Raw genomic sequence first — 26,988 nt, 5'->3', positions numbered from 1 at the left:
GAATAGAATGAGAGCCATCCAGCGAAAGGCGACTACGGTTCATGAGAACCCCTAATCTACTACTTTATGTCACCAGCATCGGAATGTATCTCGCCTGCTTTGCGGGCGTCTACAACCTCATTGCGCCGGAGACGACCGAGCCTCAGCATCAACAAGCGAATCTACAGTCGCCCGTTGTGAATTCTCCCGCGCCGGGCGCCGCGACAGGTCAAATCGTCGACACACCCGGCCCGGCAGATTCTGCCGGGGGGCCGAAACAAGGCAATCCCCTCAGCGACGATCCCATGAACAGGGCGTTAGCGCCGGAAGAGGGTTTTGCCAATTCGTCAGACGGCCCCCGCCCATCCCTCGAATCGGGGAGCAACGAATCGGCATCACAACATTTGAAAGAGAATTTATCCAATACCGCAGGCGGGCTTGCATCCGCTCTCGATTCAGACCTTGTGAAAGCCGCATCGCAACAAATGAAAGAAAATTTTTCTGGTTCCGAAAGCGGGGTCGCTCCATCCATCGATTCGGAAACGGTGAAAGCGGCATCGCAAAAGCTGGCTCAGGTTGCGTCCTCCGCGGCTCCGGGCCAGGAAGCCTTCAACCAGCTCGCGTCGCAAGCGGAATCCGCCGTTGCAGAGATGGCGAATCAGGAAGCCGCGCCGCCATCGGGAGGACCAAACGTTCCCAGTTCAGCGGAAATTTCGAAATCCGCCGAATCCCTCAGTCAAAATGTAGCGAAAATGTCCGGCGTGCCTGACAGTTTGAAAGACGCCGTCGGTCAGGCGGGCATGGCGGGCGGCCCTGAGGTCAATCCGCAAGACTATTTTGAAGGCGCGCCACCTGTGAGCGCGGCATCCGTGGGAATGGATAAGCAAGGAGAGCAAGCGACAAATTCGACGGCGGAAAACCTTGCCATCATGGCATCAGCCGCGAAAGGGCTGTCAGGAATGGCGGCGAATCTGTCGGCGGAAGACGTGGTGGAAGTGGTCGGCAACCTGCCAATTGACATGCCCGAAGCGCCATCCGCCGCCGATGCGCCTGTTGCGGCGAGTCCCGAAGCAAGGTCCGCGCCATCGCCCAAAGCGGGTGAGGCAAATGAGGTTGTGGAACAAGCCGAGCCTGAAATGCTGGGAGAAGAGACCGGCAAGGATGCAGGTTCCAATGAATTTCTTCTGACTGGATTGAGCGTTCTGGGCGGCGTTATTTTCGGCGTCTGGGGACTGCGCAAGGCCTATATCAAATGGTGGCCGGAGGTCAATACGCCTGAAGACACGGTGAAAAAATTATACGATCAGGTCAATGGCTTTTATCATACGGAAGACTACAGAATGGCGGAAACCGTCTTGCGCGAGATTGTGAAACGCTTTCCTGATGAGCTGGAAGCCCGCTTTTCGCTCGGGGGAATGCTGTGGAAAAAGCTGAACGATCCGCAACGCGCGTTCTGGGAATTGAATGCGTTGAGAATAAAGATCACAAAAGACAGAACCCGCTTTGATAAAATGGAACGATTGGAGAACAGTCTCTCCGAGCTGGAGCAGGTTTTGACGAGAAAAAGAGAAGCGCAGGATGCCTGAGTTTCTGCGCGTTTAACTGGAAGGGAACAAGGTGGAACGATGAAAGAAATTCTGAAAATTAAAAAACCGCCTGCGAGTCATTGGGTGGGTGATGGCTTTCCGGTGCGAAGCCTGTTTGCGTTTGACGATGCGGAATTCCCCATCAGTCCCTTTCTGCTTCTGGATTATGCAGGGCCGGCGGAATTCCCTCCCTCATCGACGGCGAAAGGCGTCCGCCTTCATCCGCATCGCGGTTTTGAAACGGTGACTCTGGTCTATCGCGGCGAAGTCGAGCATAAGGACACGGTGGGCAATCAAGGCAAGATCGGGCCGGGCGACGTGCAATGGATGACGGCAGGTTCCGGACTGCTTCATGAAGAAATGCATTCCGCCGAGTTCACCAAAAACGGCGGGACTTTGCAGATGATTCAGCTCTGGGTCAACCTTCCGGCGAAAGACAAGATGACGGCGCCGCAGTATCAGGAAATACTCAAGGCGCAGATTCCATCCCTGCCCCTTGAAAACGGAGCGGGAAGTTTGCGCGTCATTGCGGGGAGTTATCAGGACCAACCCGGTCCGGCGAAGACCTTCACTCCGGTGAATGTCTGGGAAGCGCGTTTGCAATCCGGCGCCTCTGCGGATATCGAATTTCCGCAAGGTTTCACCGCCATGCTCGTGGTTCTCGAAGGTTCGGTTCAGGTCAACGACGCCGAAACGCTGGAAGAGGCGGGAATGGCCGCTTTTGATTCAAAAGGCGAGCGCATTCGCCTTGCGGCGAAGGAAGAGTCTATGGTGTTGCTTCTCAGCGGTCAGGCGCTGAACGAACCGGTCGCGCATTACGGCCCCTTCGTCATGAACACCCGCGCGGAGTTGTTGAAGGCCATCGAAGATTACGAGAAGGGAAGAATGGGTCTGGCCTGAAACGCTTCGCCTCGGTAACAACTAGGGCTTGCTTTGCGTCTCTTCTGCTTCAATCGTTTCAGGAACGACAACCGCCGCCACCGGCGTCACACGCGAGGTCAGCGGTATGAAAGGATTCTGGTCTTCCAGCGGAACCGCCTTGCGCATGAACACGCGATACACCGCGAAGCCTGCGATCGCGCCATGAATCAACGCCAGATAAATAAAGAATCCGCCCGGCCCCAGCCACCTCATCGCCGCTGATACGGTCAGAGGACCGAGGCAGGCGCCCACCCCCACAACCAGAGTCAGACTGCCGCTGGCCATCACCATCTGATCGGGTTGCAGATAATCGTTGGTGTGCGACACGCAGAGCGAATAAAGCGACAGCGACAGCCCGCCAAACAAAAAGGTGAAAATGAAGAGCGCAGTGATGGATGTTTCGCCCACCGCCAGGCAGACCAGAGCGGAAACCGTCGCAAGAAAAGACACGCCCGTCAACACCGTGCGACGGTCGAGGTGATCCGAAAGGCGACCGATCGGCAATTGCAGAACCACGCCGCCAAAAATCAGGGTGGCCATGAAGGCCGCAACCTGATCCTGCGCGAACCCGGCCATTTGAGCGTACACCGCGCCCATGCCGAGGAAGGAACCGTGAGCGATGCCCACGCCAAAGGTGCCGACCAGTCCCAGAGGTGAAATTTCGTACAATTTTTTGATGCCAACCTTGGTGAATTCGGCGATGACCGGACCGGGCGTGGAGGTCAGCAAAATCGGCACCACGGCAAGAGAAACGAGGATAGAGATCAGTATGAACAGGCTGTAGCCGCCGGGATCGCTGAGATTGAGCAGAAATTGTCCCGCCGCCAGCCCGGATAACTGGACCACCATATAAATAGAAAACAGCCAGCCGCGCATTTTATTGGTGGAATAATAATTGAGCCAGCTCTCCGTCACCACCGCCAGCCCGGCAAAACAAAAGCCCGTGCCAATGCGGATGACAAACCATGCAGACGGGTTGGTGAAAACGGAATGCATGAGAACCATCGCCGAAGCGACGGACGCCAGCGCCGCGAAGGTGCGGATATGCCCCACTTTTTTAACGATGCGCGAGGTCGCGACGGAACCGAGGAGAAAGCCGAGGTAATAGGCCGACATGATCAAACCGGTTTCGACGGTCATGAAGCCCTCCAGACCCGCGCGAACCCCGAGCAGGGTTCCTTGCAGTCCGTTGCCGAGCATGATCAGAGCGATGCCGGCGAATAAAAACCAGAGGGCGTAAATTGATGAGAACATTGCGACCTGATGTAGAGGCGTGATTGATTCGAGGAGAAAATAAAAACGAACTCCAGCCTTAGGAATCTTCCACATTTGAGCTAATTAATCAAACATAATTCCAGAAAGCGGACCAGGGCCTGCGCGACCGGAAACCGGAAAGGGTATGCAGGATTATTTGATCGAAATGAAACGCTGGATGGTTTTGCTGATGATGGACATGCGCGATGAATCGGATCGCGCCATCGCCCACATGTCGGAATTCACGCCGCTCAATTCTCCCAGCTTGATGAGCTTTTTCTGCGACAAGGCTTCGTTGACGGTGTTCTGCGGCAATACCGCAACGCAGAGACCCTTCTCGGCGCCGAGTCGCAGTAGCGTCACGTCGTCGGCTTCGCCGATGATCTGCGGATTGATCTGGTGTTTGGTGAAATAACGATCGATTTCATCGCGGATCTGACTGTGGCGAGTCAACTGCATGATGGGCGCGCCGGAAAGTGAGTGCGGAAATTTTTTTTTCAGGTGGGCGAACTTGGGCGTGGCGACGACAATGATTTTCCTGGGTTTCAGTCGGTAACTGGTGATTTTCCTGAATTTTTTCTCCACGGCGCGATCGCTCAGTACGATTTCAAGCGCCCCCTGATCGAGTTGGTAAATCAATTCATCCAGCGGGTTTTCAATAACGACCACCGAAACCGATTTGTCCTTGAGTAGAGGCACGACAAACTCGTGAATGTGAGAAGAGGACAGAGAAGGCAGGACCCCGACCCGGATGCGCGTCCGGCGCTGAGGGACCTTCTGCTTGACCGTCAGGCTCATGTCCTCGGTCTGATTGAAAATATTTGTGCAACGCTCGAACACAATTTTCCCCGTATCGTTGAGAATCAGTTTTCGCGTTTTGCGTTCAAACAATTGCTTGCCGAAATATTCCTCCAGCAAACGCAACTGTTCGCTCAGCCCGGAGGGGGTGAGATTCAGCTTGGCGCCCGCCTTTTTGATGGAACCTTCGCGCGCAATGGTCCAGAAATAGTAGAGGTGACGAAAGTTTGGAAGCTCGTACATTTTCGAAAAATCGGGTCGCGTTTTTATGGGTTAGTAAAACCGATGTATATCTTATGTAAATTCAACTTAAATTGTTTCATAAAATGTGGATAATAGATACATCATATTGTTTCGCAAACGAGTTTTAGGGAAAGGTGCGTATTCAGCGTTTGATCGATTTTAGAAAACCTGTTGTGCAAGACGGAGCGGCTCTGTATCAGTTGGCCAAGCGATCCGGGAATCTGGATGTTAATTCCTGCTATCACTATGTTCTGCTCTGCGAAAAATTTTCAGAGACCTGCGTGGTCGCCGTCGATAAGGACGAACCCGTCGGTTTCATTACAGGCTTTCGAGATCCCAAGCGTCAGGACCATCTTTTCATCTGGCAAATCGCGGTATCGGAACACAAACGCAAGCAAGGCATTGCGCGTTCCATGTTGAACCACTTATTGCGGCGCGACTACGATCCTGAATTTCAATTCATTGAAACGACGATCTCCCCCTCAAATGCCGCTTCAGAGGCTTTGTTCAGAAGTCTCGCCAGCGATTTGCAATGCGAAATCACCGTCCAGAATTATTTTGACGAAAAATTATTTAATGAGAGCGGGCATGAGGAGGAACCGTTGTTCCGAATCGGACCGCTGAATCCGTAACTAAAAAAGGTAACTTTACCAATGAATATTTTTGAAGATATTGAGTCAGAAGTTCGATCCTATTGTCGTGCATTCCCTACAACGTTTGAAAAAGCGAAGGGGTGCTATATGTTCGATCAGGAAGGCAATCGATATCTCGATTTTTTTGCAGGAGCCGGAGCGTTGAACTACGGCCACAACCCGACAGCCATGAAGGCGCGTTTGCTGGAGTACCTGATGGAGGACAATGTAACGCATGGTCTGGATATGTCGACCGTAGCGAAGGGTGTTTTCCTGCAAAAATTCAAGGACACGATCCTGACGCCGAGAAATATGTCTTACAAGGTTCAGTTTCCTGGACCGACGGGAACCAACGCTGTCGAAAGCGCTCTCAAGCTGGCGAGGAAAGTGACGGGACGCGAAAAAATGTTGTTCTTCACGCAAGCGTTTCACGGCATGACGCTGGGTTCGCTGTCCATTTCCGGCAATCAGTTCAAGCGCGAAGGCGCGGGTCTGCCGCTCACAAACACCATCTGCATGCCTTACGACGGTTACTTCGGAGACGAGGTGGACACCATCGAGTACATGGATCGGATGCTGGAGAGTAGCGGTAGCGGCGTGGATTTGCCTGCGGCGGCGATTGTGGAAACCGTTCAGGCGGAAGGCGGCATCAACGTCGCCAGCGCAGAATGGCTGGAGAAACTCCAGGCCCTGTGCAAAAAATATAATATGTTGTTCATTGTCGACGACATTCAGGCGGGATGCGGACGCACCGGAACGTTTTTCAGCTTTGAGAAAATGAATATTCAGCCGGACATCATCTGCCTGTCCAAATCGATCAGCGGTTACGGTCTGCCGATGGCCCTGTGCCTCATCAAACCGGAGCATGATATCTGGGAGCCGGGCGAACACAATGGCACTTTTCGCGGCAACAACCTGGCCTTTGTCACGGCGACGGAAGCGCTGAAGTATTGGGAAAACGATGATTTTTCCAATGAAATACTGCGCAAGGGCGCCATCATTCAGGAATACCTGAATGATTTGAAAGACGCTTATCCCGATGAGATCCGGGAGATTCGCGGTCGCGGTTTTATTTACGGCATCGTCTTCAATGTGGAAGGCAACGGTCCCTTGTTGTCCAAGGCTTGCTTCGAGAATAATCTGCTGGCGGAAACTTCCGGCGCAGACAGCGACGTCTTCAAACTCTTGCCTCCGCTGGTCATCAGTGAGGAAGAATTGAGGAAGGGGCTCAATATCCTTGGCGAGTGCATCGGCATCACCCAGGGCAAGGCTCTGGCCTAGTTTCAAGACTTTATCATTCACTCATTGAGGAAAACATGATTGTTAGAAAACTTGAAGAGATCGAGGGTTCAGAAAACGCCGTGTCCGGCGAGACCTGGACCAGCCGTCGCATCCTGTTGAAAAAAGACGGTATGGGTTTTTCCTTTCACGATACCCGCATTCACCCCGGCACCGAAACGCATATGTGGTACAAGAATCACGTTGAATCGGTGTATTGCATCGAGGGGACGGGCGAAGTGGAAGATTTGACGGATGGCAAAAAACACGTCATTGAACCGGGCACCATCTACGCGCTCGATGGCAACGAGAAGCATATCCTGCGCACCGAAACCGGATTGCGCTTGATTTGCGTTTTCAATCCGCCGCTCACAGGTCAGGAAGTTCATGACTCCGAGGGCGCGTATCCTCTCGAAGACGTGTCCGAAGTCTCCCGCTGAGGGTTGGATTTTTGATGTCTTTGTCTGAAATGAGATAGGCTCATTCTTTCGGGCGCGATATTTCAGGATTATTGAAGCTACAGTTTTTTAAAAAACTCCCTCCCGCAGGTTTGCCTGTCGGGAGGGTTTTTTCTCTGCAATCTTTTAAACCGGGTTTTGTGTATGGCGCGTTTCGCCGCTTTGTTGATCTTCACTGCAATCATTCTTTCCGCTTGTCAGGATTCTTCTTCTACTAACAGCCCTGTTCTGTCGACTCTGGCCCAGGCCAAGGCGAGCGGAACGATCCGCGTCGGTTACGCCAACGAAGCGCCTTACGCTTACTACGATCCGGAGCTGGGCCAACTGACCGGCGAGGCGCCGAGCATTGCCCGTCGCGTGTTTCAGGACATGGGCATCAAAAATATTGAAGGCGTGTTGACGGAATTTGGATCGCTCATCCCCGGATTGCAGGCGAAGCGTTTCGATGTGATCGCCGCGGGCATGTACATCACGCCGGAGCGCTGTCTGGAAGCGGCGTTCTCCAACCCGACCTATCGCATCGGCGAAGGCTTCATCGTAAAAAAAGGCAACGCGAAAAACCTGCACAGTTATGAAGACGTCGCCAAAAACGATTCGGTCAAATTGGGCGTCGTCGCCGGAACCGTCGAGTTGAACTATGCAACGGCTTTGGGCGTCCCGAGGGATCGCATCAAAATATTTCCAGACGATCTGGGCGCGCTCGCCGGATTGCAGGCGGGACGCGTGGACGCTTATGCGGCGACGCATTTGACCATCCAGACCCTGCTTGAAAAAGCCAACGACGCAGACATTGAACGCGCCGAACCCTTTCAGGATCCGGTCATCAACGGCGAGCCCGTTTATGGATACGGCGCCTTCGCGCTCAGGAAAGAAGACGGCGAGCTGATCGCGGCGGTGAACGAAGGTCTGGCAAAATTTCTAGGTTCTCCCGATCACCTCAAACTGGTGCAACCCTTCGGCTTTTCAAAATCCACATTGCCTGGAAGCGTAACGGCGGACGCCCTCTGCGCAAGCGGGGCCGCATCGGACAATGGATAGGGCGAGACCTTGACGGAGATTCTGCAATGGGCGCCCGCTTTGTGGAGCGGTCTGAAGCTCACCCTGTTACTCACCGCCGGCGCGGCGCTGGTCGCAGGGCCTGCCGCCTTGCTCGCCGGTCTGGCGCGTCTTTCAAGCAATCCCCTCATTTCTTTTCCCGCTTCCTGTTATATCGAAATTTTTCGCGGCACCTCGGCGCTGGTGCAATTGTTCTGGTTCTACTACGTTCTTCCGCATTTTGGCTTGAAGCTGGACGCCTTGACGGTTGGAATTCTGGTGCTGGGCCTGCATATCGGGGCCTACGGCGCAGAGATTGTGCGCGGCGCGGTGCAGTCGGTTCACAAAACGCAGTACGAAGCCGCCAAGGCGCTGAACTTTACAAGAGCCCAGACCTTGAGGCGCATCATTCTTCCGCAGGCCTTTGTCGCCATCCTGCCGCCCGCCGGTAATTTACTGATCGAATTGTTGAAGAGCACCGCGCTGGTGTCGATGATCACGCTCGCCGAACTGACCTTCAAGGGTCAGATGTTGCGCGCCGCGACGCATCAGTCGCTGGAAATTTTTGGACTGGTCCTGCTCTTGTACTTCATGGTTTCCCTGTGCATCACCTACGGGGTGCGCTGTCTGGAACAGAAATTTTCTTATGTCAGGGACTGACCATGAACGATAGAATATTCGACTGGAGCTACGCATGGAGTCTTCTGCCTGAGTTGGGCGGCGCGCTTTGGATCACCGTACTGGCGACGGTTTTGGGGATGATCGCGGCGCTGGCTCTGGGGCTGGTCTGGGCGGTCCTGAGGAAATCCAAAAATCGCGCGGTGTACTGGTCGACGACGACGGTAGTGGAATTCATTCGAAGCACGCCCCTGCTGGTGCAGATTTATTTTCTGTTTTATGTCCTGCCCGAAACAGGATTCCGACTGAACGCGTTTCAAACCGGCGTTCTGGCTCTGGGCCTGCACTACAGCGCCTACCTTGCGGAGGTCTATCGGGCCGGCATCGACAGCGTACAGGAAGGGCAATGGGAAGCGGCGAAGGCCTTGAATATGAGCAAAGCCCATACCTTCAGGTCTATAATCTTACCGCAAGCCCTGCCGCCGATCATTCCGGCGGTCGGCAATTATGTGATCGCGATGCTCAAGGACACGCCCATGCTGTCGGCGATCACGGTGCTGGAATTATTGCAGACGGCCAAATTGATCGGTTCGGAGACCTTTCGTTACATCGAACCGCTGACTCTGGTGGGTTTGCTATTTTTAATGCTCAGTTTGTTGGCCTCGAGAATGACCCGATATTTGGAGAGACGTTATGCCCAGTGATAACACGCCGCCAGCCATTCAATTGCAGAAAGTGTGCAAGAGTTTCGGCGACACGACGGTGCTGAAAGACATGGACCTGGAAGTCCAACCCTCGCGCAAGATCGCCCTGATCGGGCCGAGCGGATCGGGCAAATCCACCATACTCAGGATATTGATGACGCTGGAGTCCATCGACTCGGGGCGGGTTCTCATCGACGGCGACCTCCTGCTGGATCGGAGTGGGGGCAAGGACAACGCCTCGCTCACGGAAGAGAGCGTTTCAAAAATTCGCTCCAAGGTGGGGATGGTGTTTCAAAGTTTCAATCTCTTTCCCCATATGACGGTCCTGCGCAATATCACCGAAGCGCCGATCCATGTGTTGAAACTTTCGAAAGAGGAAGCCGAAGAGCGGGCCATGAAATTACTGGGTCTGGTGGGCCTTCAAAACAAGGTCGATTCCTACCCGGCTCAGTTGTCCGGCGGACAAAAACAGCGCGTTGCGATCGCTCGCGCTTTGGGAATGCAACCGAAGATCATGCTGTTCGATGAAGTCACCTCGGCGCTCGACCCGGAGCTGTCCGCAGAAGTTCTGGCGGTTTTGAAAAATCTGGCGCACACCACAGACATGACCATGTTGCTGGTCACCCATCAAATGCATTTCGCCCAGGAATTTGCCGACCGTGTGATTTTCATGGAACACGGAGCCATTGTGGAAGAAGGCCCGCCCGCGCAATTATTCAATCAGCCCGAACACGAGCGCACGCGCAACTTCCTCAAGACGGTGCTTGAAGCGACCTGAGACAGGTCGACTACCCTCATCGAAAAGCACAGATTCTTTCCAGACGCGGCCTATTTTCTGATATCGCAAAGCAAGCTTTGCTATAATACTTCTTCCTAATAAAGACTCTTTTCTGGAATTGTGGATGATTTCAAGTAAACGAATAGACCGAACAAAGCCTCGGCAGGTGAGCCGGGGCGTTCTGTTTTTGAGATGCCTTGCGTTCGGGCTGTGCGCCGGTTGCGCAACCGTCGGGCCGGACTATGTCCCTCCCGAAACCAAAACGCCGGAAGAATTCAACACGAAAGTCGAACAGAAAACTTTTGAGGCCGATGAAGCCGGGACCGAAAGGGCGGAATCGGAAAAGACGGCGGATGAATTGCAGGTTCCCGTCAAACGGGTGACTGCGGAAATGCTGTCCGACTGGTGGAAGACCTTGGAAGACCCTCTGTTGAGCCGCTTTGTGGACCTGGCGGTGAAAGGCAATCTGGATCTCAAGCTGGCTCTTTCCCGCGTCAGGGAAGAACGGGCGCGGCGCGGCATCGCGCAGGCGGACCGTTTTCCGACCATCGACGCGCGTGGCGCGACCAGCCGCCAGCAGACCAGCGAGGAATCGTCAACCGGAGCGGCGACCACGCTGTATTCGGCGGGATTCGACGCCAGTTGGGAAGTGGATTTGTTTGGCGGGATTCAGCGTTCGATCGAATCCGCCGAGGCGACGGTGCAGGCGCGCGAGGAGCAGTTGAACGACACGCTGGTGACGCTGGTTTCCGAAGTCGCGCTCAACTATATCGAGATTCGTTCTTTTCAGGCGCGTCTGGAAGCGGCGGAAAGCAATCGCAAATCACAGGAAGAAACCTTGCAGATCGTGCAGGATCGTCTGGATTCGGGGCTGACGACGACGCTGACTCTGGAGCAGGCGAAATACAACCTGGAAAGCACGCGCTCGGAAATCCCGACTTTGAAAACGGGCATTGAACAGGCCAAGAATGGTCTGACGGTTCTGCTGGGCGAATTCCCCGGAACGTTCAAGAAGGAGTTGGAAGAATTTAAAAAAGTTCCCGTGACTCCCATCGACGTGGTCGTCGGCGTGCCCGCCGATCTATTGCGACGCCGACCCGACGTCCGTAGCGCCGAGCGTTTGCTGGCCGCGCAAACGGCGCGCATTGGCGTCGCCACGGCGGACCTGTATCCGAAGCTCACCTTGTTCGGTTCGGTGGGACTGGAGTCGCTGAGCGCTTCCAGTTTTTTCACGGGGCCTGCGGCGGCCTTTCAGATCGGCCCCAAGGTTACCTGGAATATATTCGACTCGGGGCGTATACGACAGAATATTGCGGTGCAGGACGAGCTTCAGGAACAGGCCTTGATTCAGTACGAGAGCGCGGTGCTCACCGCCGTCAAGGATGTGGAGAACGCGCTGGTCGATTATGCGGAAGAGCAGGTGCGTCGGCAATCGCTTCTCAAGTCCATTGAGTCGGCGCGACGGGCGGCGGACTTGTCGCGCGAACTGTACACGGCGGGCCTGGCAAATTTTCTCGGCGTCCTTGAAGCCGAACGATCTTTATTTACTTTTCAGGATCAACTGGCGATCAGCGAAGGTCGCGTGGTTTCAAATTTAATACGGCTCTTCAAGGCCCTGGGCGGCGGATGGAAACCCTTGATGGCGGATGCGCAACAACAACCCTCGCCTAATTCCTAAGCGGAAATACAGCATACGATGAGGAAGCGAACAGTGAACGATCACAGACAGTTTTTTTTCGGCGCGCTCTGCATTGCGGCGTCCCTTGTTTTGTCCGGGTGCGAGGACAAGCCCAGCGTCGCCGCTCCTCCTGCGGCGGAGAAGCCTTTGCCTGCAGTCACCGTAACGCCGGTGATTCATGAAAAAGTGACGCGCACTCATGAACTGGTCGGGCGCACGGCGGCGATTAAAACGGTCAATCTCGTGTCCCGTGTGCCGGGCTATCTGGAGCAAAGGAATTTCAAGGAAGGCGAGGATATCAAAAAGGGAACGCGACTGTTTGTGATAGAACAGGCTCCTTATAAGATCGCATTGAAGGCGGCTCAGGCCAAGGTTGCAGAAGCCCGCGCCGGTTATGAAAATGCCGAAGCGTATTTGAAACGTCTTCAATCCGTGCGCAAAGGCGGCGTCTCGCAATCGGATCTGGACAAGGCGGAAAGCGATTTCCTCAAGGCCGAGGCAGGATTGATGGAGGCCACCGCCAACGAGGATCAGGCCAAGCTGGATCTCAGCTACACGGAAATTTACGCGCCGATAGACGGACGCATCGGTCGGGTGTCGATCAACGAAGGCAATCTGGTGACGCCGGATACCGGGACTTTGGCGACGATGGTGCAGATGGACCCGATGTATGTGCTCTTCACCGTCAGCGCGGGGGCGGTGCTGACCGAATTTCAGAATCAGATCAAAAAGGGCAAGGCGACGACCTTCACGCCTAAATTGCAGTTGCCGAACGGAACCATGTATTCCTTTGATGGAACCGAAGACTTTGTCAGCCATCTTGTCGACGAGAAGACCGGCACCATCACCATCCGCGCGGTGTTTCCCAATCCGGGAATGAACGTGCTACCCGGCAAGGCGGATATACCGCACACCCTGCGCCTGCTGTTGCCGGGACAGTTCGTGAAAGTATTCGTGAAACGCGATGAAGTCCGCACTGAAAAGGTGATCCCGCAGATGGCGATCCAACAGGATCAGGGCGGAAAATTTGTGCTGGTGGTGGACGGAGAGAATCGCGTCCACAAGCGAGCCATCAAGGTGGGCGAGAAACACGGCGTCAAATGGATCGTCAAGGAAGGTCTGGAAATTGGAGAAAGGGTGATCACGCAGGGCCTGCAGAAAGTGCGGCCGGGCGTGGCTGTGCAAACCTCCTCCCATGAACAATCGTGAGCGCATTGTCAGGGCGCATCAATCTAACAGCCCGTTTTCTGGATTCGGGCCTGCATCGACCAGGTAACCGCTAATATGTTCAGCAATTTTTTTATCGAGCGCCCGCGTTTCGCTTTCGTTATATCCATCGTCATTGTCATCGCCGGGCTGGCGTCCCTGCCGCAACTGCCAGTCTCTCTCTATCCTCAGATTGCTCCGCCGGTGGTGCAGGTGCGCGCGTCTTATCCTGGAGCGAGCGCCGCTGTGCTTGAGAGCGCCGTGGCGATTCCGATTGAAGCTCAGGTGAACGGCGTTGAAGACATGATTTATATGTCGTCCAAAAGCACGGACAGCGGGACCTACACGCTGGACATCACCTTTGAAATTGGGACCGACGCGGACATGGCGGCGGTGAACGTGCAAAATCGCGTGTCGCTGGCGACGCCGACCCTGCCGGAAGAAGTGAACCGTTCCGGCGTGTCCGTACAGAAGCAGGCGCCTGAGTTTTTGCAGATCATTTGTTTCTCCTCGCCCAACCTGACCTACGACCAATTATTTCTGAGCAACTACATTTCCATCAACATCAAGGACGTCTTGTCGCGCGTGCCGGGAGTCAGCAAGGTTTCCATCTTTGGCGCTCTGGATTATTCCATTCGCATCTGGCTGGACCCGGACCAGATGGTGAACCTGGGCATCACCACGAACGATGTGGTGGAGTCGATACGAGACCAGAATTTGCAGGCCGCCGCAGGGCAGGTGGGACAGGCGCCTTCGTCTCCCGATCAGCAGTTCCAGTACACGATTCAGGCGAAGGGCAGGCTTTCGGACGTATCTGAGTTTGAAAACATCATCATTCTGGCCAAGGCCGACGGTTCGGTCGTCCGCATGCGCGACATCGCGCGCATCGAACTCAGCGCGCAGACCTTCGAAACTTTTTCCCGCCTGAATCAGGCGCCCACCGTCAACTTCGCGATTTATCAATTGCCGGACGCGAATGCGCTGGAAGTCGCCAAGGGCATTAAAGAGACGATGACGGAGCTTTCAAAAAGTTTCCCTGATGATATGAAATACATCATCGGTTACGACGCGACGAAATTCATCGACAGTTCGCTCTCGGAGCTGGTGGAAACGCTGTTCATCGCATTGCTTCTTGTGGTTTTGGTGGTTTACATTTTTATTCAGGACTGGCGCGCAACGCTCATCCCGGCGCTGGCGATTCCGGTGTCGCTGATCGGGACCTTCGCCCTGTTGCAGGCGATGGGTTATTCCATCAATTCCCTGTCCCTGTTCGCGCTGGTGCTGGCGATCGGTATTGTTGTGGACGACGCCATCGTCGTGGTTGAAAACGTGCAACGTCATCTGGCGGAAGGACTGGCGCCGAAAGAGGCGACGCGCCAAGCCATGAGTGAGGTGTTCGGTCCGATCATCGCGACGACGCTGGTTTTGCTGGCGGTGTTTGTGCCCATCGCTTTCATGCCGGGTATTTCCGGCGAACTGTATCGGCAATTTTCCGTGACCATCGCCTTCGCCGTGTCTTTGTCCTCGCTCAACGCCCTGACCCTGAGTCCTGCTCTGTGCGCGACCTTGCTACGAAAGCAGGAGTCGCGTCCCTGGTTCGCCTTGCGCTGGTTCGAGGCGATATTCAACCGCATTTCCGGAAGCTATTTGTTTTTTGTGAAAATGATCGTGAGGCGTTTCGTGTTCACGGTGTTGTTATTCGCCATGATCTCCGGCGGCGCTTACTGGGTCTTCAATAATTCGCCGAAGGCCTTCATCCCACAGGAAGATCAGGGCGTTATCTTCGTCGATCTGCAACTGCCCGACGGCGCGTCTATCAATCGCACCGACGTGGTGATTAAGGAATTGGAAGAATTGCTGAAGGAATTGCCGGGCGTAGAGAACATGGTGTCATTGATCGGCACCGGTTTGATCAGCGGCGTCAAACCGAACGCCGGAACTGTGATCAGCATTCTCAAACCCTGGTCGGAGCGAACCGAGCCGGGACTTTCCAGCGACGCCTTGTTAGGGCGGGTGTGGGGATTGACCAGCCAGATTCCTGGAGCGCGGGCGATCGCGTTCACGCCTCCTCCGATTCGCAGTCTAGGAAACGCCAGCGGATTTGAAATGCAACTTCAGGACAAGCGCGGCGGCGATCCGCAGGATTTGTCGGCGGCGATGCGCGGTTTTGTTTTCGAGGCCAATCAGACTCCGGGCCTCACGAATGTGTTCAGCGCCTTCACGGCGGAAGTGCCGCAGATATCGCTCGAAATCGATCGTTTGCAGGCCAAGGCCATGGGCATTCCGGTGTCGGAGATTTTCGACAGTCTGCAAGCGCAACTGGGTTCTCTCTATGTGAACGACTTCAACAAATTTGGCCGCGTCTACCGGGTCATGATTCAGGCGGAATCCGAATACCGCGACGAACCGGGCGATATCGGGCGGATTTACGTGCGAAGCGCGGACGGCGTGATGGTGCCACTAAGTACGTTGACAGAAACGTCTTCCATGCTCGGGCCGGAATCCTTGACGCGATACAATATGTTCCGTTCTGCAAAAATCAACGGGAGCGCGGCGCCGGGTTTCAGTAGCGGTCAGGCGATCCAGACGGTTGAGAAGCTGGCGGAGACAGCTTTGCCGGAGGGCATGGGCTTTGAGTGGTCGGGCATGTCTTATCAGGAAATCAAGGCGGGATCGCAGGGTCCCATCGTTTTTGGGCTGGCTTTGATTTTTGTTTACCTGTTCCTCGTCGCTCAGTATGAAAGCTGGTCGATTCCCTGGGGCGTGATCCTTTCCGTCCCGGTCGCCTTGACGGGAGCTTTGCTGGCGATGAAATACAGCGGCAAGCCTCTGGATATCTACGCCCAGATCGGTCTGGTCATGCTTGTGGGCATGGCGTCCAAAAACGCGATTCTGATCGTGGAGTTTGCCAAAGCGCAGAGGGAAGAGGGAATGTCCATTTTTGATTCTTCAGTGCAGGCGGCGAAGCTTCGTTTCCGCGCGGTGATGATGACGGCGATTTCATTCATTCTCGGCGTTTTGCCGCTGGTGATCGCCACCGGCGCGGGCGCCAACAGTCGTCAGTCGCTGGGCATGGTGGTTTTTGGAGGCATGTTCGCCTCCGCTGTGATCGGGACCTTGCTGGTTCCGTCGTTTTATTATCTGGTTCAGGCGCTCACCGAAAAATTCCAAAAGAAGAAAGCTCAACCTGCCGAAGCGGAAGCTTGAGTGGTTTTCAATGATAAGCTAAGGAATTTGAAGTCTGTCTTGACGCGTTAAATTTGGCTGATCCCTCTTAGAAAACTTTTCAAAGTTATTACAGAACGCAAAGAGTTTTCATATTTGACTGATGCCTCTTAGAAAACTTTTCAAAGTTATTACAGGACGCGAAGAGTTTTCATATTTGACTGATCCCTCTTAGAAAACTTTTCAAAGTTATTACAGAACGCGAAGAGTTTTCATATTTGACTGATGCCTCTTAGAAAACTTTTGACCCCGTTTTTCAGATTCGGTAAGGAGTAGCCGCCCTCCTGAACCAGAAGGATGGGCAGATGCAATCCCCCCAGCAATTCCCCGATGCGACGCATCCCGGACGGAGTGATCATAAACGTTCCGGTCGGGTCTCCCTTCATGATGTCGTAGCCTACGGACACCACGAGAAATTCCGGTTTGAAGCGCCGAATCGCCGAACAGGCTTCCGCCAGCGTTTTGAGATAACGCGCGTCGTCGGCGCCCGGATTTAATGGGAAATTTCTGTTAAAACCCAAACCTTCTCCCTCTCCTTTTTCATCTGAATAACCGGAAAAATATGGATAGGCCTGAATCGGGTGACCGTGGATGGAAACAAAGAAAACGTCTTTGCGATGGTAAAAAATATTCTGCGTGCCGTTGCCGTGATGGTAGTCGATGTCGATGACCGCGACGCGATTGTCTTTTGATAAAAAATTCGCGGCGATGGCGGCGCTGTTCAGGTAGCAGAAGCCGCCAAAGACCTTATGCTCGGCATGGTGACCGGGCGGGCGGCACAGGACATAGACCCTCTGCGCTCCCTTGAGGATCAGCTCGGCCCCAGAAAGCGCGCCGTGCGCGGCGTTGCGCGCGGCGAGATAGGAGTTGGAGGTCAGCGGAGTGAAGGTGTCGATGCAATAATAACCGCCCTGCATGTCCCATCGCTTGGGCAAACGCTCCGGCTTGCGGATCGGGAACACCGTAGGGTAAAGCAATTCACGCGGGGCCAGGCGATGCGCGGCCTTGGACAGAAAATTGAGCAGGCCGGCATCGTGAACCGCTTTGATATGCGAGGCGGGAAATTTTTTGACCTTGTGAAACGCCAGTTCCAGACCTTCCATGCCTTTCAGGAGCGCGTGGATGCGGGCCGGGCGCTCGACATAGCCTTTTTCCTTGAGATGGTGGATCTGATGCGCGTCGCCGACGTTGACCACGTCGATTTTAAAGAAAGAGTGTTTGGACGGAATCGTGGCTTTCTCGCCGTAGCGCGGGGCGCGTAGCAGGATCGGGTCGTCTTTGATGGAGCGGATGATCTGCTTGAATTTGGGATCGTCTTTCGTCAGGCCGCCTTTGAATTCTAAAAAACGGGCGACGGCTTTTTTGAGATCGGCGCGACGCAGGGGCCGGGCGTTTCCCAGATCGTCGTAGACCAGGAAGGTGGCGTGTCCCTGATTGGCGGCGCTGGAGATGCAGTCGTATTGCGTGTTGATGATGGGCCGAGCGTTGTGGCGTTCGTAAAACGCCATGCGGCGTTTGTTCACTTCCAGTCGGAAGGGTTCGCGGAGTTTTTCCTTTTCGTCGGGCGGTACGTCGAGGAACAGCCCGCGGCTTTTGCAGGCGATGTAATGATCGCGCGTGACGTCGTACAGCGCGGCGCCGATTCCCCGGTCCTTGCGGGCGGGGTCGCTCACCAGATAATCGAGATAGGCGTATGCGAGGTCGGGAAAATAAAACGAGAAGGAGAAGCCGAGCAGTCTCGACTTTGGCCCTTCCGCCAGAAGCAGGACGACTTCGAAATCCTGTTCGCGGTTTTTTTTGAAAAAATCATTGATCTGCGTCGCATATTCTGGAGAATATGGAAATGATTCCTGATACAATTTTAAAACGGCGCCGAGCCTTTCCTTATCCCGCCGCGTCGAGACTTGATACAATCTGCGAAACTGAATCATCAGGATTTCCGAAGAGAAATTGTTAGTCAACAGTACCCAGTATAATCTTTTTTAATCCGGGCCATCTAAAATTAGACGGTTCTTTTTAATCTCCCTTTAGCTCAGGTGCAACCACTCCGATGGAGTATAAAAATCCGAACGAAGCAAGCAAAACCCCTGCGTCTCCGAAGTCCCCTGCCAAAAAAGGCAAGCTCAATCCAGTCCGAACCCTCGGTCCGGTTTCCGATCTGGAACGTCACCTACCGCCGGAATGGTGGCGGGATATCTTCAATTCCCTGTACTTGAAAACCGACGGGGACGTGGTCGAAAACGATTTGAACACGGTTCGCGATATCGACTGGGTGGTCAAGTCTGCGAACCTGCAACCCTCGGATCATATTCTGGATTTGTGTTGCGGTCAGGGTCGGCACACCCTGGAGCTGGCGTCGCGCGGTTTTCAGAACGTGGCGGGATTGGATCGTTCGCGTTACCTGATTCGACTGGCGCGCAAGCGCGCCAAAAAGCGCAATTTGAAGGTGCAGTTCTCCGAGGGCGACGCGCGCAAGTTCAGAAGTCTGGAAAACTCCAGAGACTGCGTCATCGTGATGGGCAATTCCTTCGGGTATTTTGAGAGAGAAGAAGACGACATCCAGATTCTCGAATCCATCAAGCGGATTTTAAAATCGGAAGGCAAGCTGGTGCTCGATATCGTGGACGGCGTGTGGATGGCGCAGAATTTTGAACCGCGATCCTGGGAGTGGATCGACCAGACGCATTTTGTGAATCGCGAACGTTCGTTGACGCAGGATCGCAAACGCATCATTTCGCGCGAGGTCATCACCAATTCGGAAATCGGCGTGCTGGCGGATCAGTTCTATGCGGAGCGTTTGTACACGCTCGACGAGATCACGGCTCTGCTTAAGAAACTGGATTTCACGCAGGTTCAGTCGCACGGCAATCTGGTTTCGGAATCGACGCGCGGTCAGGATCTGGGGATGATGGCGAACCGTCTGTTCATCACGGCGCGCGGGCCGGTCAAAGCGGCGCCCCTGCCTGCGGAAAAGAAAGAAACGTCTCGTATTACGGTGTTGATGGGCGATCCGCGATTGCCGGACTCGGTCAAAAAGGACGGCAAGTTCAACGCGGAGGATATGGAGACGATCAATATTCTGAAGAGCAATCTGGCGAAGCTCTCTCAGTATGAGTTCACGTATCTGGACGATCACAAGAATTTGTTCCAGCAGTTGAACTCGCGTTCTCCGGGGCTGGTTTTGAATTTATGCGACGAGGGTTTCAATAACGATCCGACCAAGGAGTTGCATGTTCCCGCGTTTCTGGAGTTGATGGACGTTCCCTATACGGGCGCGGGACCGGGCTGTCTCTGGCTTTGTTATAACAAGGCCAATGTGCGCGCGCTGGCGGCGAGTCTGGACGTGAGCGTGCCGATGGAAACCTATTTCGATCCCAACGATCAGGCGGCGAACCTGCCTTCGTATTTTCCGGCGCTCATCAAACCGAGTTGCGGCGACAGTTCGATCGGCATCACTTCCAAATCGGTGGTGCATAACGCGGAGGAATTGATCAGCTATCTGGATTATCTGCGCGAAATTTTGCCGGGCGTTCCGATTCTTATTCAGGAATATTTGCAGGGAGCGGAATACAGCGTCAGCCTGATTGGCAACGCCGACAAGTTCGAAGTTCTGCCCATTCTGGAAGTCGATTACAGCGAACTGCCTTCGGACTTGCCGCCGATATTGTCTTATGATTCGAAATGGGTTCCCGAATCGCCCTACTGGAATCGCATTCAGTATAAAGAAGCGAAGCTGGATGAAGAAAATTACCGCAAGCTGATGAGTTTTTCGAGCCGCTTGTTTGAGCGGTTGGAATGCCAGGACTACGCGCGTTTTGATTACCGCGCCGACAGCGAGGGCAATATCAAATTGCTGGAGGTCAACCCCAATCCCGGCTGGTGCTGGGATGGCAAGCTGAACCTGATGGCCGGTTTTGCGGGGATGGAATACTGGCAATTGCTTGAGATGATTCTTCAGGCCGCGAAGGATCGCATTCGAGGTCGATCCTGATGATTTTCTACCGCCTCCTGCGCTAAGACCATGCGCACAGCCTATCAACGGCTTGAAGAACGATTCAAGCGCGTTCAGGTACTTCGCAGTATCACTCATTTGTTGCGCTGGGACGCCGAGGTGCTGATGCCGCTCGGCAGTTCCGGCATTCGCGCCGAGCAGTTGGCTTTGCTCGACACGGAATGCACGGCGATCCTCCTTTCGAAACGAACCTCCGTTCTGCTGGACAGGGCGGAGACGTCGATTGACTCCCTGCCAGACTGGCAGAAGGCGAACGTGCGCGAGATTCGCCGCCACTGGAATTATGCGCGCGCGATTCCCAAACGCGTGACCAACTCCCTGCATCGCGCCACGACCAAAGCGGAAGTGGTCTGGCGACAGGCCAGTGAGGAAAATAATTTCAAACTGCTTGCGCCGCAACTTGAAAAAGTCGTCGACGCTGTTCGCGAGAAGGCGCGTCTGCTGGGCGCGTCGCTTGAATGCTCGCCTTACGACGCCTTGCTGGAAGAGCACGACCCCGGTAGAACGTCGGCTGAGATCGACGCGGTTTTTCAGCGCCTGGGAAAACGACTCCCGGGCTTGATCGAGAACGCGATTGAAAAGCAGTCGGCGCATCCTCCCAAACCGATCACAGAAAAAATCTCGAAGGCCCGACAAAAAGAGCTGGGCAAACAGATCATGAAGATCATGGGCTTTCCCTTTGACAAGGGGAGGCTTGACGAAAGCCTGCACCCCTTCACCGAAGGCACTTCGAAAGATTTGCGCATCACCTCCTTATTTGCCGAGCACGACGTGCTGTCGGGTTTAATGGGAGTCCTGCATGAAACGGGTCACGCGATGTATGATTTTGGTCTGCCGTCGGAATGGTTTTTTCAGCCAGTGGGCCGCGATCAGGGCATGACCGTGCATGAAAGCCAGGCGCTGTTTCTTGAAATGATGATCGGGCGCACGCGCGAGTTCATGCGCTTTGCCGCGCCAAAGATCGGCAAGACCTTCGGCGTTTCCGGGCCGGCCTGGGACAGCGAAAATCTGTACCGACTGACAACCCGCGTCAACAAAAGTTTGATCCGCATGGACGCCGACGAGGCGACCTACACGATCCACGTCATCGTCCGGCATGAACTGGAGAAGGATTTGTTCGCCGGTTCGCTTCGCGTGAAGGATTTGCCGGAAGCCTGGAACGCAAAATTCAAACAGTATATGGGCATCGCGCCGGATACCGACACGCGCGGTTGCCTGCAGGACTCGCACTGGCCGCAGGCCTATTTTGGTTATTTCCCGACCTATGCGCTGGGCGCGATCTTCGCGGCGCAATTGTTCGAAACTTTGAAACGGGAACTCCCAAGCATCATGCAAGACATACAGGAAGGCCGCTTCGCGCCGCTCTTCGCCTGGCTGAACGAAAAAGTCTATCAGCATGGAGCGCGCTTATCGACCGGCGAACTGCTTCGGCAGGCGACGGGGAGTCCATTGAACCCGGACTGTTATCTGGAGTATCTGCAAGGGAAGTATGTTGATGAGTGACCGGGCTGTATGGTAGAGACCCTGAAAATTGAAAAAATTACACGTTTGTCGCGATGACACATATTTTCATTTTTCTGATGGATCATAAAAATTATTTATCATAGAAAAGGCAGATTATTGATAACTTGTAGCGGAGCGGCTCAATTGGATAGAGTTTCCCATCTTACGACATACTTTGGAGGCGCCAGGGTATGAGGGGGAAGGTTGCGGGTTCGAGTCCCGCCACCGCTTTTTTTAACTAAATTAATATAATCAATTTTTAATTTATATACATGTGACTGAAATCAACATATTTTTTTAATAATCCAAGCCTATTTGCAAAGTCCGTATTGGAACCTCTGATGGTATAATTGAGTATCATATAGGAGACGAGAGCATGGACTCCCTACAGCAAAAAATTGAAATTATTCAATCCCGCCCATCGCGCCTTACGCCGGAACAGATTGATTCGCGTCGCAGGCAAATCAGCGATTTTTTGATCATCAGCGAATACGAAGGTATTCTCCCCTCCGCATTGTCTCTGCAACTACAAGATTTATTTGCCGCTGAAAAGCTGACTGCAAGCGAGTATCTGGAGCTTTGCAGGCAATACAGCCACGAACTCAGGGTATGACTGACCCAAAAGATTCCTACTGGAACGACGGGTCCGATATCTACCAATACCCCAATTCAACAATTCTCAAAAATATCCCAGGCGTGACTGACGCCGCAGAACTGGAAGCGTTAGAGCTTAATGCAACTGTTGTGCGCTTGCCTGAAGCTATGAGCGCGATGCAGGATAAGCCGATCACCCTGAAGCTATGGCAGGAAATTCATCATATCCTGTTTCAGGATATTTATGAGTGGTCAGGAGTATTCCGTACAGTACAAATGTCAAAGGGAAATACATTGTTCGCTCATCCTGAAAACATAGAATCTGAGGGCAAGAGGGTTTTCGATGAATTGAGTCGGGAAAATTTTCTTCAGGGTTTGGCGTTGAATGATCTTTGCCGCAGGCTGGCCTATTATTTTAGCGAATGCAACGCCTTGCATCCGTTTCGCGAGGGCAATGGAAGAACTCAGAAGTTGCTTTTCGGCGAGATTCTAAAACGGCTTGGATACCGGATCGACTGGAAAAAACTTTCTGTTGAGGAACATTTGAAAGCCATGGTGGAAGCTCATAATCAACGCCCGGAACAACTCATTGGCGGTTTCTTGAGAATTCTTTCAAAAGAAATTTGATTGTAGACAGACTCAATCTGCTAATGTCTGGGGTCGATCATACTTTGATTTTTTATTGATTTTCCGAGTGTTTTAGGTCATTCCCCTCATTTATAACTCTCCAAATAAATCAGTTGTTTAGGTCGGATTCGATTGACTTCGTCCAGTAAGGAGCGCACCCTGTTGACTCCACTTGGATGAATCCCGCGCCTGCGGAGTTTCATCTAAACAGGACTTCCCGTGAACGGGATTGCTGAACATTCTTGTTCCGGGAACGGTTGTTTGCAACTTATCTCCGTCTTGAGCGGAGCGCCGTTATCTTAAACGAGAGGTTCATTATGCCTACCAAACACGTGCCTCACCGATTTTTAAAATCCATGGACAATTCAGGCGAGCAGGTTGGCGGTTACATGTCCGCTCCTGTTCTGAGTATGGATTCACAAACATTAGTTGTAGAAGCCGCTCAGTTTATGGAAAGCCACAATATTGGCTCTCTTCTTATTAGTGAAGGAGAGTCTTTTGTCGGCATTATGACGGAGCGCGACCTGACTCGGAAGGTGTTGGGGCAAGGGCTTGATCCCGCATCGACAAAAGTTGTTTCGATCATGTCAACGCCGCTTCATACGCTGGCGGCGGATCGTCCGGTTGAGGAAGCGAACAAGTTCATGGCAAAGCACGGTATACGTCATCTTGCCGTCACAGAGGAGGGAAAGATCATCGGTATGTTGTCAGTTAAGGATTTGGTTTCTTATTATGCGAACCCGCGTTTGAGAACTTAGCAACGCGACAGGTTTTCGTATAACGTAATACAACTTGACTACAAAGGAGAAAGCCAATGGATGATATCGGAGAATACATGAGTTCCCCCGTGTTGTTTGTAGATTTCCAGTCGTCAGTGCAAGAAGCGGCGTTGTTCATGCAAACGCATGAGGTGGGTTCGGTTCTTATTCAGGAGCTTGGGGAGTATGTGGGGCTGGTCACGGAAACTGATTTGTCTCGCAAGGTTCTGAGCAAGGGCCTCAATCCGGATACAACGATGGTCTCTGACGTGATGAGCCAGCCCATCATTTCCATCGACAAATATCTTCCCGTGGAAATGGCGAATGAAATGATGATCAAAAAAAAGATTCGTCATCTGGTCGTGACGGAGGAGAACAAGGTGGTCGGCATGTTGTCCGTGAAAGACCTTGTCATTTTTTACGCGAAGGATTTTCGCATGCAGGAGTGATTCGATCCATCGTTGTCTCAATATAGTTTTGGCAGGAAGTTCGGCCCACGGTTTTTGCCGTGGGTCTTTTTTTGTGAATGGCCGGGAGCGTATTCAAAAGATGGAGGATTGGGTTTTGCTGGTGAGGGATTCGAGAACTCTCATGCCTTTGTAAGAGTTTCCCTTTTTGTTGAGCTTGGGGCTCCAAACAGCAATGCTGAATTTTCCGGGATGAATCGCGATGATGCCGCCGCCCACGCCACTTTTCCCCGGCAAACCGACCTTGAAGGCGAACTCTCCCGCTTCGTCGTAAAATCCGCAGAGTTGCATGATGGCGTTGATGCGTTTTGATTTACTGCCGTCGATGATCTCTTCTCCGGTTTTGGGATGGACTCCATAATTGGCAAGAAATAAGAAGGCATGCGCCAGTTCCTTGCAGGACATTTCGATGGAGCAGTGGTGGAAATAAAAATCAAGAACATCATCAATTTTATTTTTGATATTGCCGTACTCTTTCATCAGGTTGATGAGGGCGTTGTTGCGGAAGCCAGTGCGTTTTTCTGATTCTGCAATGTGCGGGCTGTAATCTATTTTGGGATTGCCGGAAATCTTTCTGACGAATTCGATGAACTCTTGTTTGGGATCATCGAGGCGGCTGAGGAGAACGTCGCAGGTCACCAACGCGCCTGCGTTGATGAAGGGATTGCGCGGAATGCCCTTTTCATATTCCAACTGGATGAGAGAATTGAAAGGCGTTCCGGAAGGTTCCACGCCCACGCGTTTCCAGAGTTTGTCTTCGTCGAGCTTAAAGGCCAGGGTCAGGGTCAGCGCCTTGGAGATACTCTGAATGGAAAATTTCTCGGCGCTGTCTCCGAGGCTATAGTTTTTCTGGTCGACGGTGACAAGATGAATGCCCAGTTTGGCGGGGTCCACGTCGCGCAATTCGGGGATGTAGGAGGCGACTTTACCCTTGTCTTCCAGGTCTTTTAATTCGAGGTCGATTTCTGCAAAGAGTTTTTTGTAGTTCATGCGCGCATTCTATCTGTTTTTATTCAAAATGCTTCTCAAATTTTCAGATCATGAACTAAAAAATAGCGGGTGGGGAATGCAGGCGGGCAGAATCGACGGATACGAAAAGGCCCCGCCAAACGCCGGGTTGTGATCCGGCGATCCTGCGAGGCCTCTCCTGTGATATGTGTTCAATGACGAACGACGCGCTCAGGCGTTATACGCATTCGCTGATAACGCTGTCCTGAGCATCCGCTCCGCGTATGATGAGATCTTCAATTTTTTCATGACGAGCGTTATCCAGAAATGTTTTGAGCGCAGGGATTTCATGCTCGCCCTGAAAATCCTTGAACTTGCCTTCTCCTTCCATCTGCATGCGCAGACCGAAGCGTTGGCCCAGTTCCAGGCGTTTGGACAAAATTTCAAACCATTTATCGTAAATATCCATGATTGTCTCCTTCCGTAGATTGATATTCAGGAGAATTCGGGGGGGAATAAAAATTCCTCCCCTTACTTATAATATAGGTCCTGTTACTTGCCTGCGCGAACTACTTTTTCATTTTTTGGGCCGTCTACAACCAGGTGGCCCAGAGCGCCTTTGGCGACTCTGAAAATGCTGTGGTCCACGAGAACATAAGAGCCGGGATAGTCGACCTTGAACTCGACGATGGTGGAACCTGCGGCGGGAACCAGAGTGGTTTGAATATTTCTGGTGACGGTTCCACCGATGCCGCCCTCAACGTAGACTGAATCAAAAATTTCTCCAATAACGTGGAAGGAAGACACGCTGTTGGGGCCTACGTTCCCGAAGAAAATGCGTACCGTTTCGCCAACCGTTGCCTTCAAGGCATTTGTGTCGACGAGCGCCCCGTTTTTTCCGTTGAAAACCACATAGGTCGGATTTTCATCCAGTCCTCTTTGAAAATCAAAGCTCGCCAGACCGTCTTCGGGATCCGTTGTGAAGAATTCGCTTTGCATGACGTAGAATTCCTTGTCCACTTTCGGCAGACCTCCTTCGGGTTCGACCAGTATCAAGCCGTACATGCCGTTGGCGATGTGGTCGACGATGGAGCCTGCGGCGCAATGGTAGATGTACAAGCCGGGGGCCATGACATTGAAGGAGAAAATCTTCACTTCCCCGGGGGAGACCATGCTGAGGGCCGCGCCGCCGTGCGCTCCGTTGACGGCGTGGATGTCAATGTTATGCGGTTGTGTGCTGTCGCTGGCGTTGCTCAGATGGAACTGCACGGTGTCGCCAACGCGCACTCGCGCCATCGGGCCGGGCACGGTTCCGTCGTAGCTCCAGAAGCCATATTTGACTCCTTCGTCAAGGTCGCCGATGTATTCCTTCGCTTGCATTTTAATCACGACGGTTTCCGGCTTGTTGTGTTTCACAGGAGCGGGAACATTGGGAGCGGTGGCGAGACTGGCCTGAATTTCGGCTCCGACAGCGGAGACCGAAAAGATGTTGAAAAGTAGCGTGAACATGCTGAACAGAGTGATCTGGTATCTGGTTTTCATTTTTCCCCCTGGTGTTTGTGTGAGAGGCCGTCGGTAATGCGTTTTGACGTTCTCAATTTTGTAGATAAAAATTAAAGACAAAAATATAAGAAAATTTCTTATTCTTGATATAAAGACCTTTAAATCTTTAATTTATTCCCGCCA

General features: G+C 53.2%; 24 protein-coding genes and 1 tRNA gene. 19 read left to right on the top strand and 6 right to left on the bottom strand.

Going from position 1 to position 26,988, the window contains the following annotated elements; genetic code table 11:
• Positions 1 to 41: 41 nt before the first annotated feature.
• The gene (locus G3M78_02770) at positions 42 to 1,565 is read left to right on the top strand and encodes a hypothetical protein (protein QPJ64374.1); all 1,524 of its coding nucleotides are present in this window, start codon (positions 42 to 44) and stop codon (positions 1,563 to 1,565) included.
• A 39-nt stretch (positions 1,566 to 1,604) separates the two neighbouring features.
• Entirely contained in the window at positions 1,605 to 2,465 is an 861-nt protein-coding gene (locus tag G3M78_02765; protein QPJ64373.1) for a pirin family protein, read from the top strand.
• A 21-nt stretch (positions 2,466 to 2,486) separates the two neighbouring features.
• Here the strand turns inward: G3M78_02765 and G3M78_02760 are convergent, their stop codons facing one another.
• Positions 2,487 to 3,740: an MFS transporter gene (locus G3M78_02760; GenBank protein ID QPJ64372.1), complete on the bottom strand. Its 1,254-nt coding sequence runs from the start codon at positions 3,738 to 3,740 to the stop codon at positions 2,487 to 2,489.
• Positions 3,741 to 3,893: 153 nt separating this feature from the next.
• Positions 3,894 to 4,781, bottom strand: coding sequence for a LysR family transcriptional regulator (locus G3M78_02755; protein QPJ64371.1), 888 nt, complete (start codon positions 4,779 to 4,781; stop codon positions 3,894 to 3,896).
• A gap of 152 nt (positions 4,782 to 4,933) precedes the next feature.
• Here G3M78_02755 and ectA point away from each other — a divergent pair, with 152 nt between their 5' ends.
• The 10 genes from ectA to G3M78_02705 all read left to right on the top strand — a co-directional run bounded on the left by ectA (position 4,934) and on the right by G3M78_02705 (position 16,375).
• Positions 4,934 to 5,413: a diaminobutyrate acetyltransferase gene (gene ectA, locus G3M78_02750; protein ID QPJ66745.1), complete on the top strand. Its 480-nt coding sequence runs from the start codon at positions 4,934 to 4,936 to the stop codon at positions 5,411 to 5,413.
• Between the two features lie 21 nt (positions 5,414 to 5,434).
• Positions 5,435 to 6,694 (top strand): diaminobutyrate--2-oxoglutarate transaminase, encoded by a 1,260-nt coding sequence (gene ectB, locus G3M78_02745; protein ID QPJ64370.1) that lies wholly within the window; start codon positions 5,435 to 5,437, stop codon positions 6,692 to 6,694.
• 35 nt (positions 6,695 to 6,729) lie between these two features.
• Entirely contained in the window at positions 6,730 to 7,131 is a 402-nt protein-coding gene (locus tag G3M78_02740; protein QPJ64369.1) for an ectoine synthase, read from the top strand.
• Positions 7,132 to 7,293: 162 nt separating this feature from the next.
• Positions 7,294 to 8,187 carry an ectoine/hydroxyectoine ABC transporter substrate-binding protein EhuB gene (ehuB, locus tag G3M78_02735; protein QPJ64368.1) on the top strand — a complete coding sequence of 298 codons (894 nt, stop codon included), beginning with the start codon at positions 7,294 to 7,296 and terminating at the stop codon, positions 8,185 to 8,187.
• Between the two features lie 9 nt (positions 8,188 to 8,196).
• Positions 8,197 to 8,844, top strand: a complete 648-nt coding sequence (gene ehuC / locus G3M78_02730; protein QPJ64367.1) for an ectoine/hydroxyectoine ABC transporter permease subunit EhuC — start codon at positions 8,197 to 8,199, stop codon at positions 8,842 to 8,844.
• 2 nt (positions 8,845 to 8,846) lie between these two features.
• Positions 8,847 to 9,506, top strand: coding sequence for an ectoine/hydroxyectoine ABC transporter permease subunit EhuD (gene ehuD / locus G3M78_02725; protein QPJ64366.1), 660 nt, complete (start codon positions 8,847 to 8,849; stop codon positions 9,504 to 9,506).
• Positions 9,496 to 10,284, top strand: coding sequence for an ectoine/hydroxyectoine ABC transporter ATP-binding protein EhuA (gene ehuA, locus G3M78_02720; GenBank protein QPJ64365.1), 789 nt, complete (start codon positions 9,496 to 9,498; stop codon positions 10,282 to 10,284). The genes ehuD and ehuA overlap by 11 nt, the downstream gene beginning before the upstream one ends.
• Before the next feature lie 124 nt (positions 10,285 to 10,408).
• Positions 10,409 to 11,962 (top strand): efflux transporter outer membrane subunit, encoded by a 1,554-nt coding sequence (locus G3M78_02715; protein ID QPJ64364.1) that lies wholly within the window; start codon positions 10,409 to 10,411, stop codon positions 11,960 to 11,962.
• An 18-nt stretch (positions 11,963 to 11,980) separates the two neighbouring features.
• On the top strand, positions 11,981 to 13,171 hold the full coding sequence (locus G3M78_02710; GenBank protein QPJ64363.1) for an efflux RND transporter periplasmic adaptor subunit: 1,191 nt from the start codon (positions 11,981 to 11,983) through the stop codon (positions 13,169 to 13,171).
• A 75-nt stretch (positions 13,172 to 13,246) separates the two neighbouring features.
• Positions 13,247 to 16,375 carry a multidrug efflux RND transporter permease subunit gene (locus G3M78_02705; GenBank protein ID QPJ64362.1) on the top strand — a complete coding sequence of 1,043 codons (3,129 nt, stop codon included), beginning with the start codon at positions 13,247 to 13,249 and terminating at the stop codon, positions 16,373 to 16,375.
• A gap of 230 nt (positions 16,376 to 16,605) precedes the next feature.
• Here G3M78_02705 and G3M78_02700 read toward each other — a convergent pair whose 3' ends face one another.
• Positions 16,606 to 18,324 carry a histone deacetylase family protein gene (locus G3M78_02700; protein QPJ64361.1) on the bottom strand — a complete coding sequence of 573 codons (1,719 nt, stop codon included), beginning with the start codon at positions 18,322 to 18,324 and terminating at the stop codon, positions 16,606 to 16,608.
• A gap of 119 nt (positions 18,325 to 18,443) precedes the next feature.
• On the opposite strand from G3M78_02700, the gene G3M78_02695 reads away from it, so the two are divergent.
• From G3M78_02695 to G3M78_02665, 7 genes are all read left to right on the top strand, one after another.
• On the top strand, positions 18,444 to 20,384 hold the full coding sequence (locus tag G3M78_02695) for a methyltransferase domain-containing protein (GenBank protein QPJ64360.1): 1,941 nt from the start codon (positions 18,444 to 18,446) through the stop codon (positions 20,382 to 20,384).
• A 30-nt stretch (positions 20,385 to 20,414) separates the two neighbouring features.
• Complete coding sequence (locus tag G3M78_02690) at positions 20,415 to 21,908, top strand: carboxypeptidase M32 (GenBank protein ID QPJ64359.1); 1,494 nt, start codon at positions 20,415 to 20,417, stop codon at positions 21,906 to 21,908.
• Positions 21,909 to 22,038: 130 nt separating this feature from the next.
• Positions 22,039 to 22,138 (top strand) — tRNA-OTHER (locus G3M78_02685).
• 146 nt (positions 22,139 to 22,284) lie between these two features.
• Complete coding sequence (locus G3M78_02680; GenBank protein QPJ64358.1) at positions 22,285 to 22,521, top strand: hypothetical protein; 237 nt, start codon at positions 22,285 to 22,287, stop codon at positions 22,519 to 22,521.
• Entirely contained in the window at positions 22,518 to 23,129 is a 612-nt protein-coding gene (locus G3M78_02675; GenBank protein QPJ64357.1) for a cell filamentation protein Fic, read from the top strand. The genes G3M78_02680 and G3M78_02675 overlap by 4 nt, the downstream gene beginning before the upstream one ends.
• 317 nt (positions 23,130 to 23,446) lie before the next feature.
• Positions 23,447 to 23,887 (top strand): CBS domain-containing protein, encoded by a 441-nt coding sequence (locus G3M78_02670; GenBank protein ID QPJ64356.1) that lies wholly within the window; start codon positions 23,447 to 23,449, stop codon positions 23,885 to 23,887.
• Between the two features lie 56 nt (positions 23,888 to 23,943).
• Positions 23,944 to 24,336: a CBS domain-containing protein gene (locus G3M78_02665; protein QPJ64355.1), complete on the top strand. Its 393-nt coding sequence runs from the start codon at positions 23,944 to 23,946 to the stop codon at positions 24,334 to 24,336.
• A gap of 93 nt (positions 24,337 to 24,429) precedes the next feature.
• Here the strand turns inward: G3M78_02665 and G3M78_02660 are convergent, their stop codons facing one another.
• The 3 genes from G3M78_02660 to nirK form a co-directional block, all read right to left on the bottom strand.
• Entirely contained in the window at positions 24,430 to 25,344 is a 915-nt protein-coding gene (locus G3M78_02660) for a glutaminase (GenBank protein QPJ64354.1), read from the bottom strand.
• A 196-nt stretch (positions 25,345 to 25,540) separates the two neighbouring features.
• Positions 25,541 to 25,771, bottom strand: a complete 231-nt coding sequence (locus G3M78_02655; protein QPJ64353.1) for a hypothetical protein — start codon at positions 25,769 to 25,771, stop codon at positions 25,541 to 25,543.
• Between the two features lie 83 nt (positions 25,772 to 25,854).
• Positions 25,855 to 26,844, bottom strand: coding sequence for a nitrite reductase, copper-containing (gene nirK, locus G3M78_02650; protein QPJ64352.1), 990 nt, complete (start codon positions 26,842 to 26,844; stop codon positions 25,855 to 25,857).
• Between the last annotated feature and the right edge of the window lie 144 nt (positions 26,845 to 26,988).

The organism is Candidatus Nitrohelix vancouverensis, assembly GCA_015698305.1.
Lineage (GTDB): Bacteria > Nitrospinota > Nitrospinia > Nitrospinales > VA-1 > Nitrohelix > Nitrohelix vancouverensis.
Note: the sequence above shows the minus strand (reverse complement) of the source record. Positions and strands in the feature narration are given on the sequence as shown.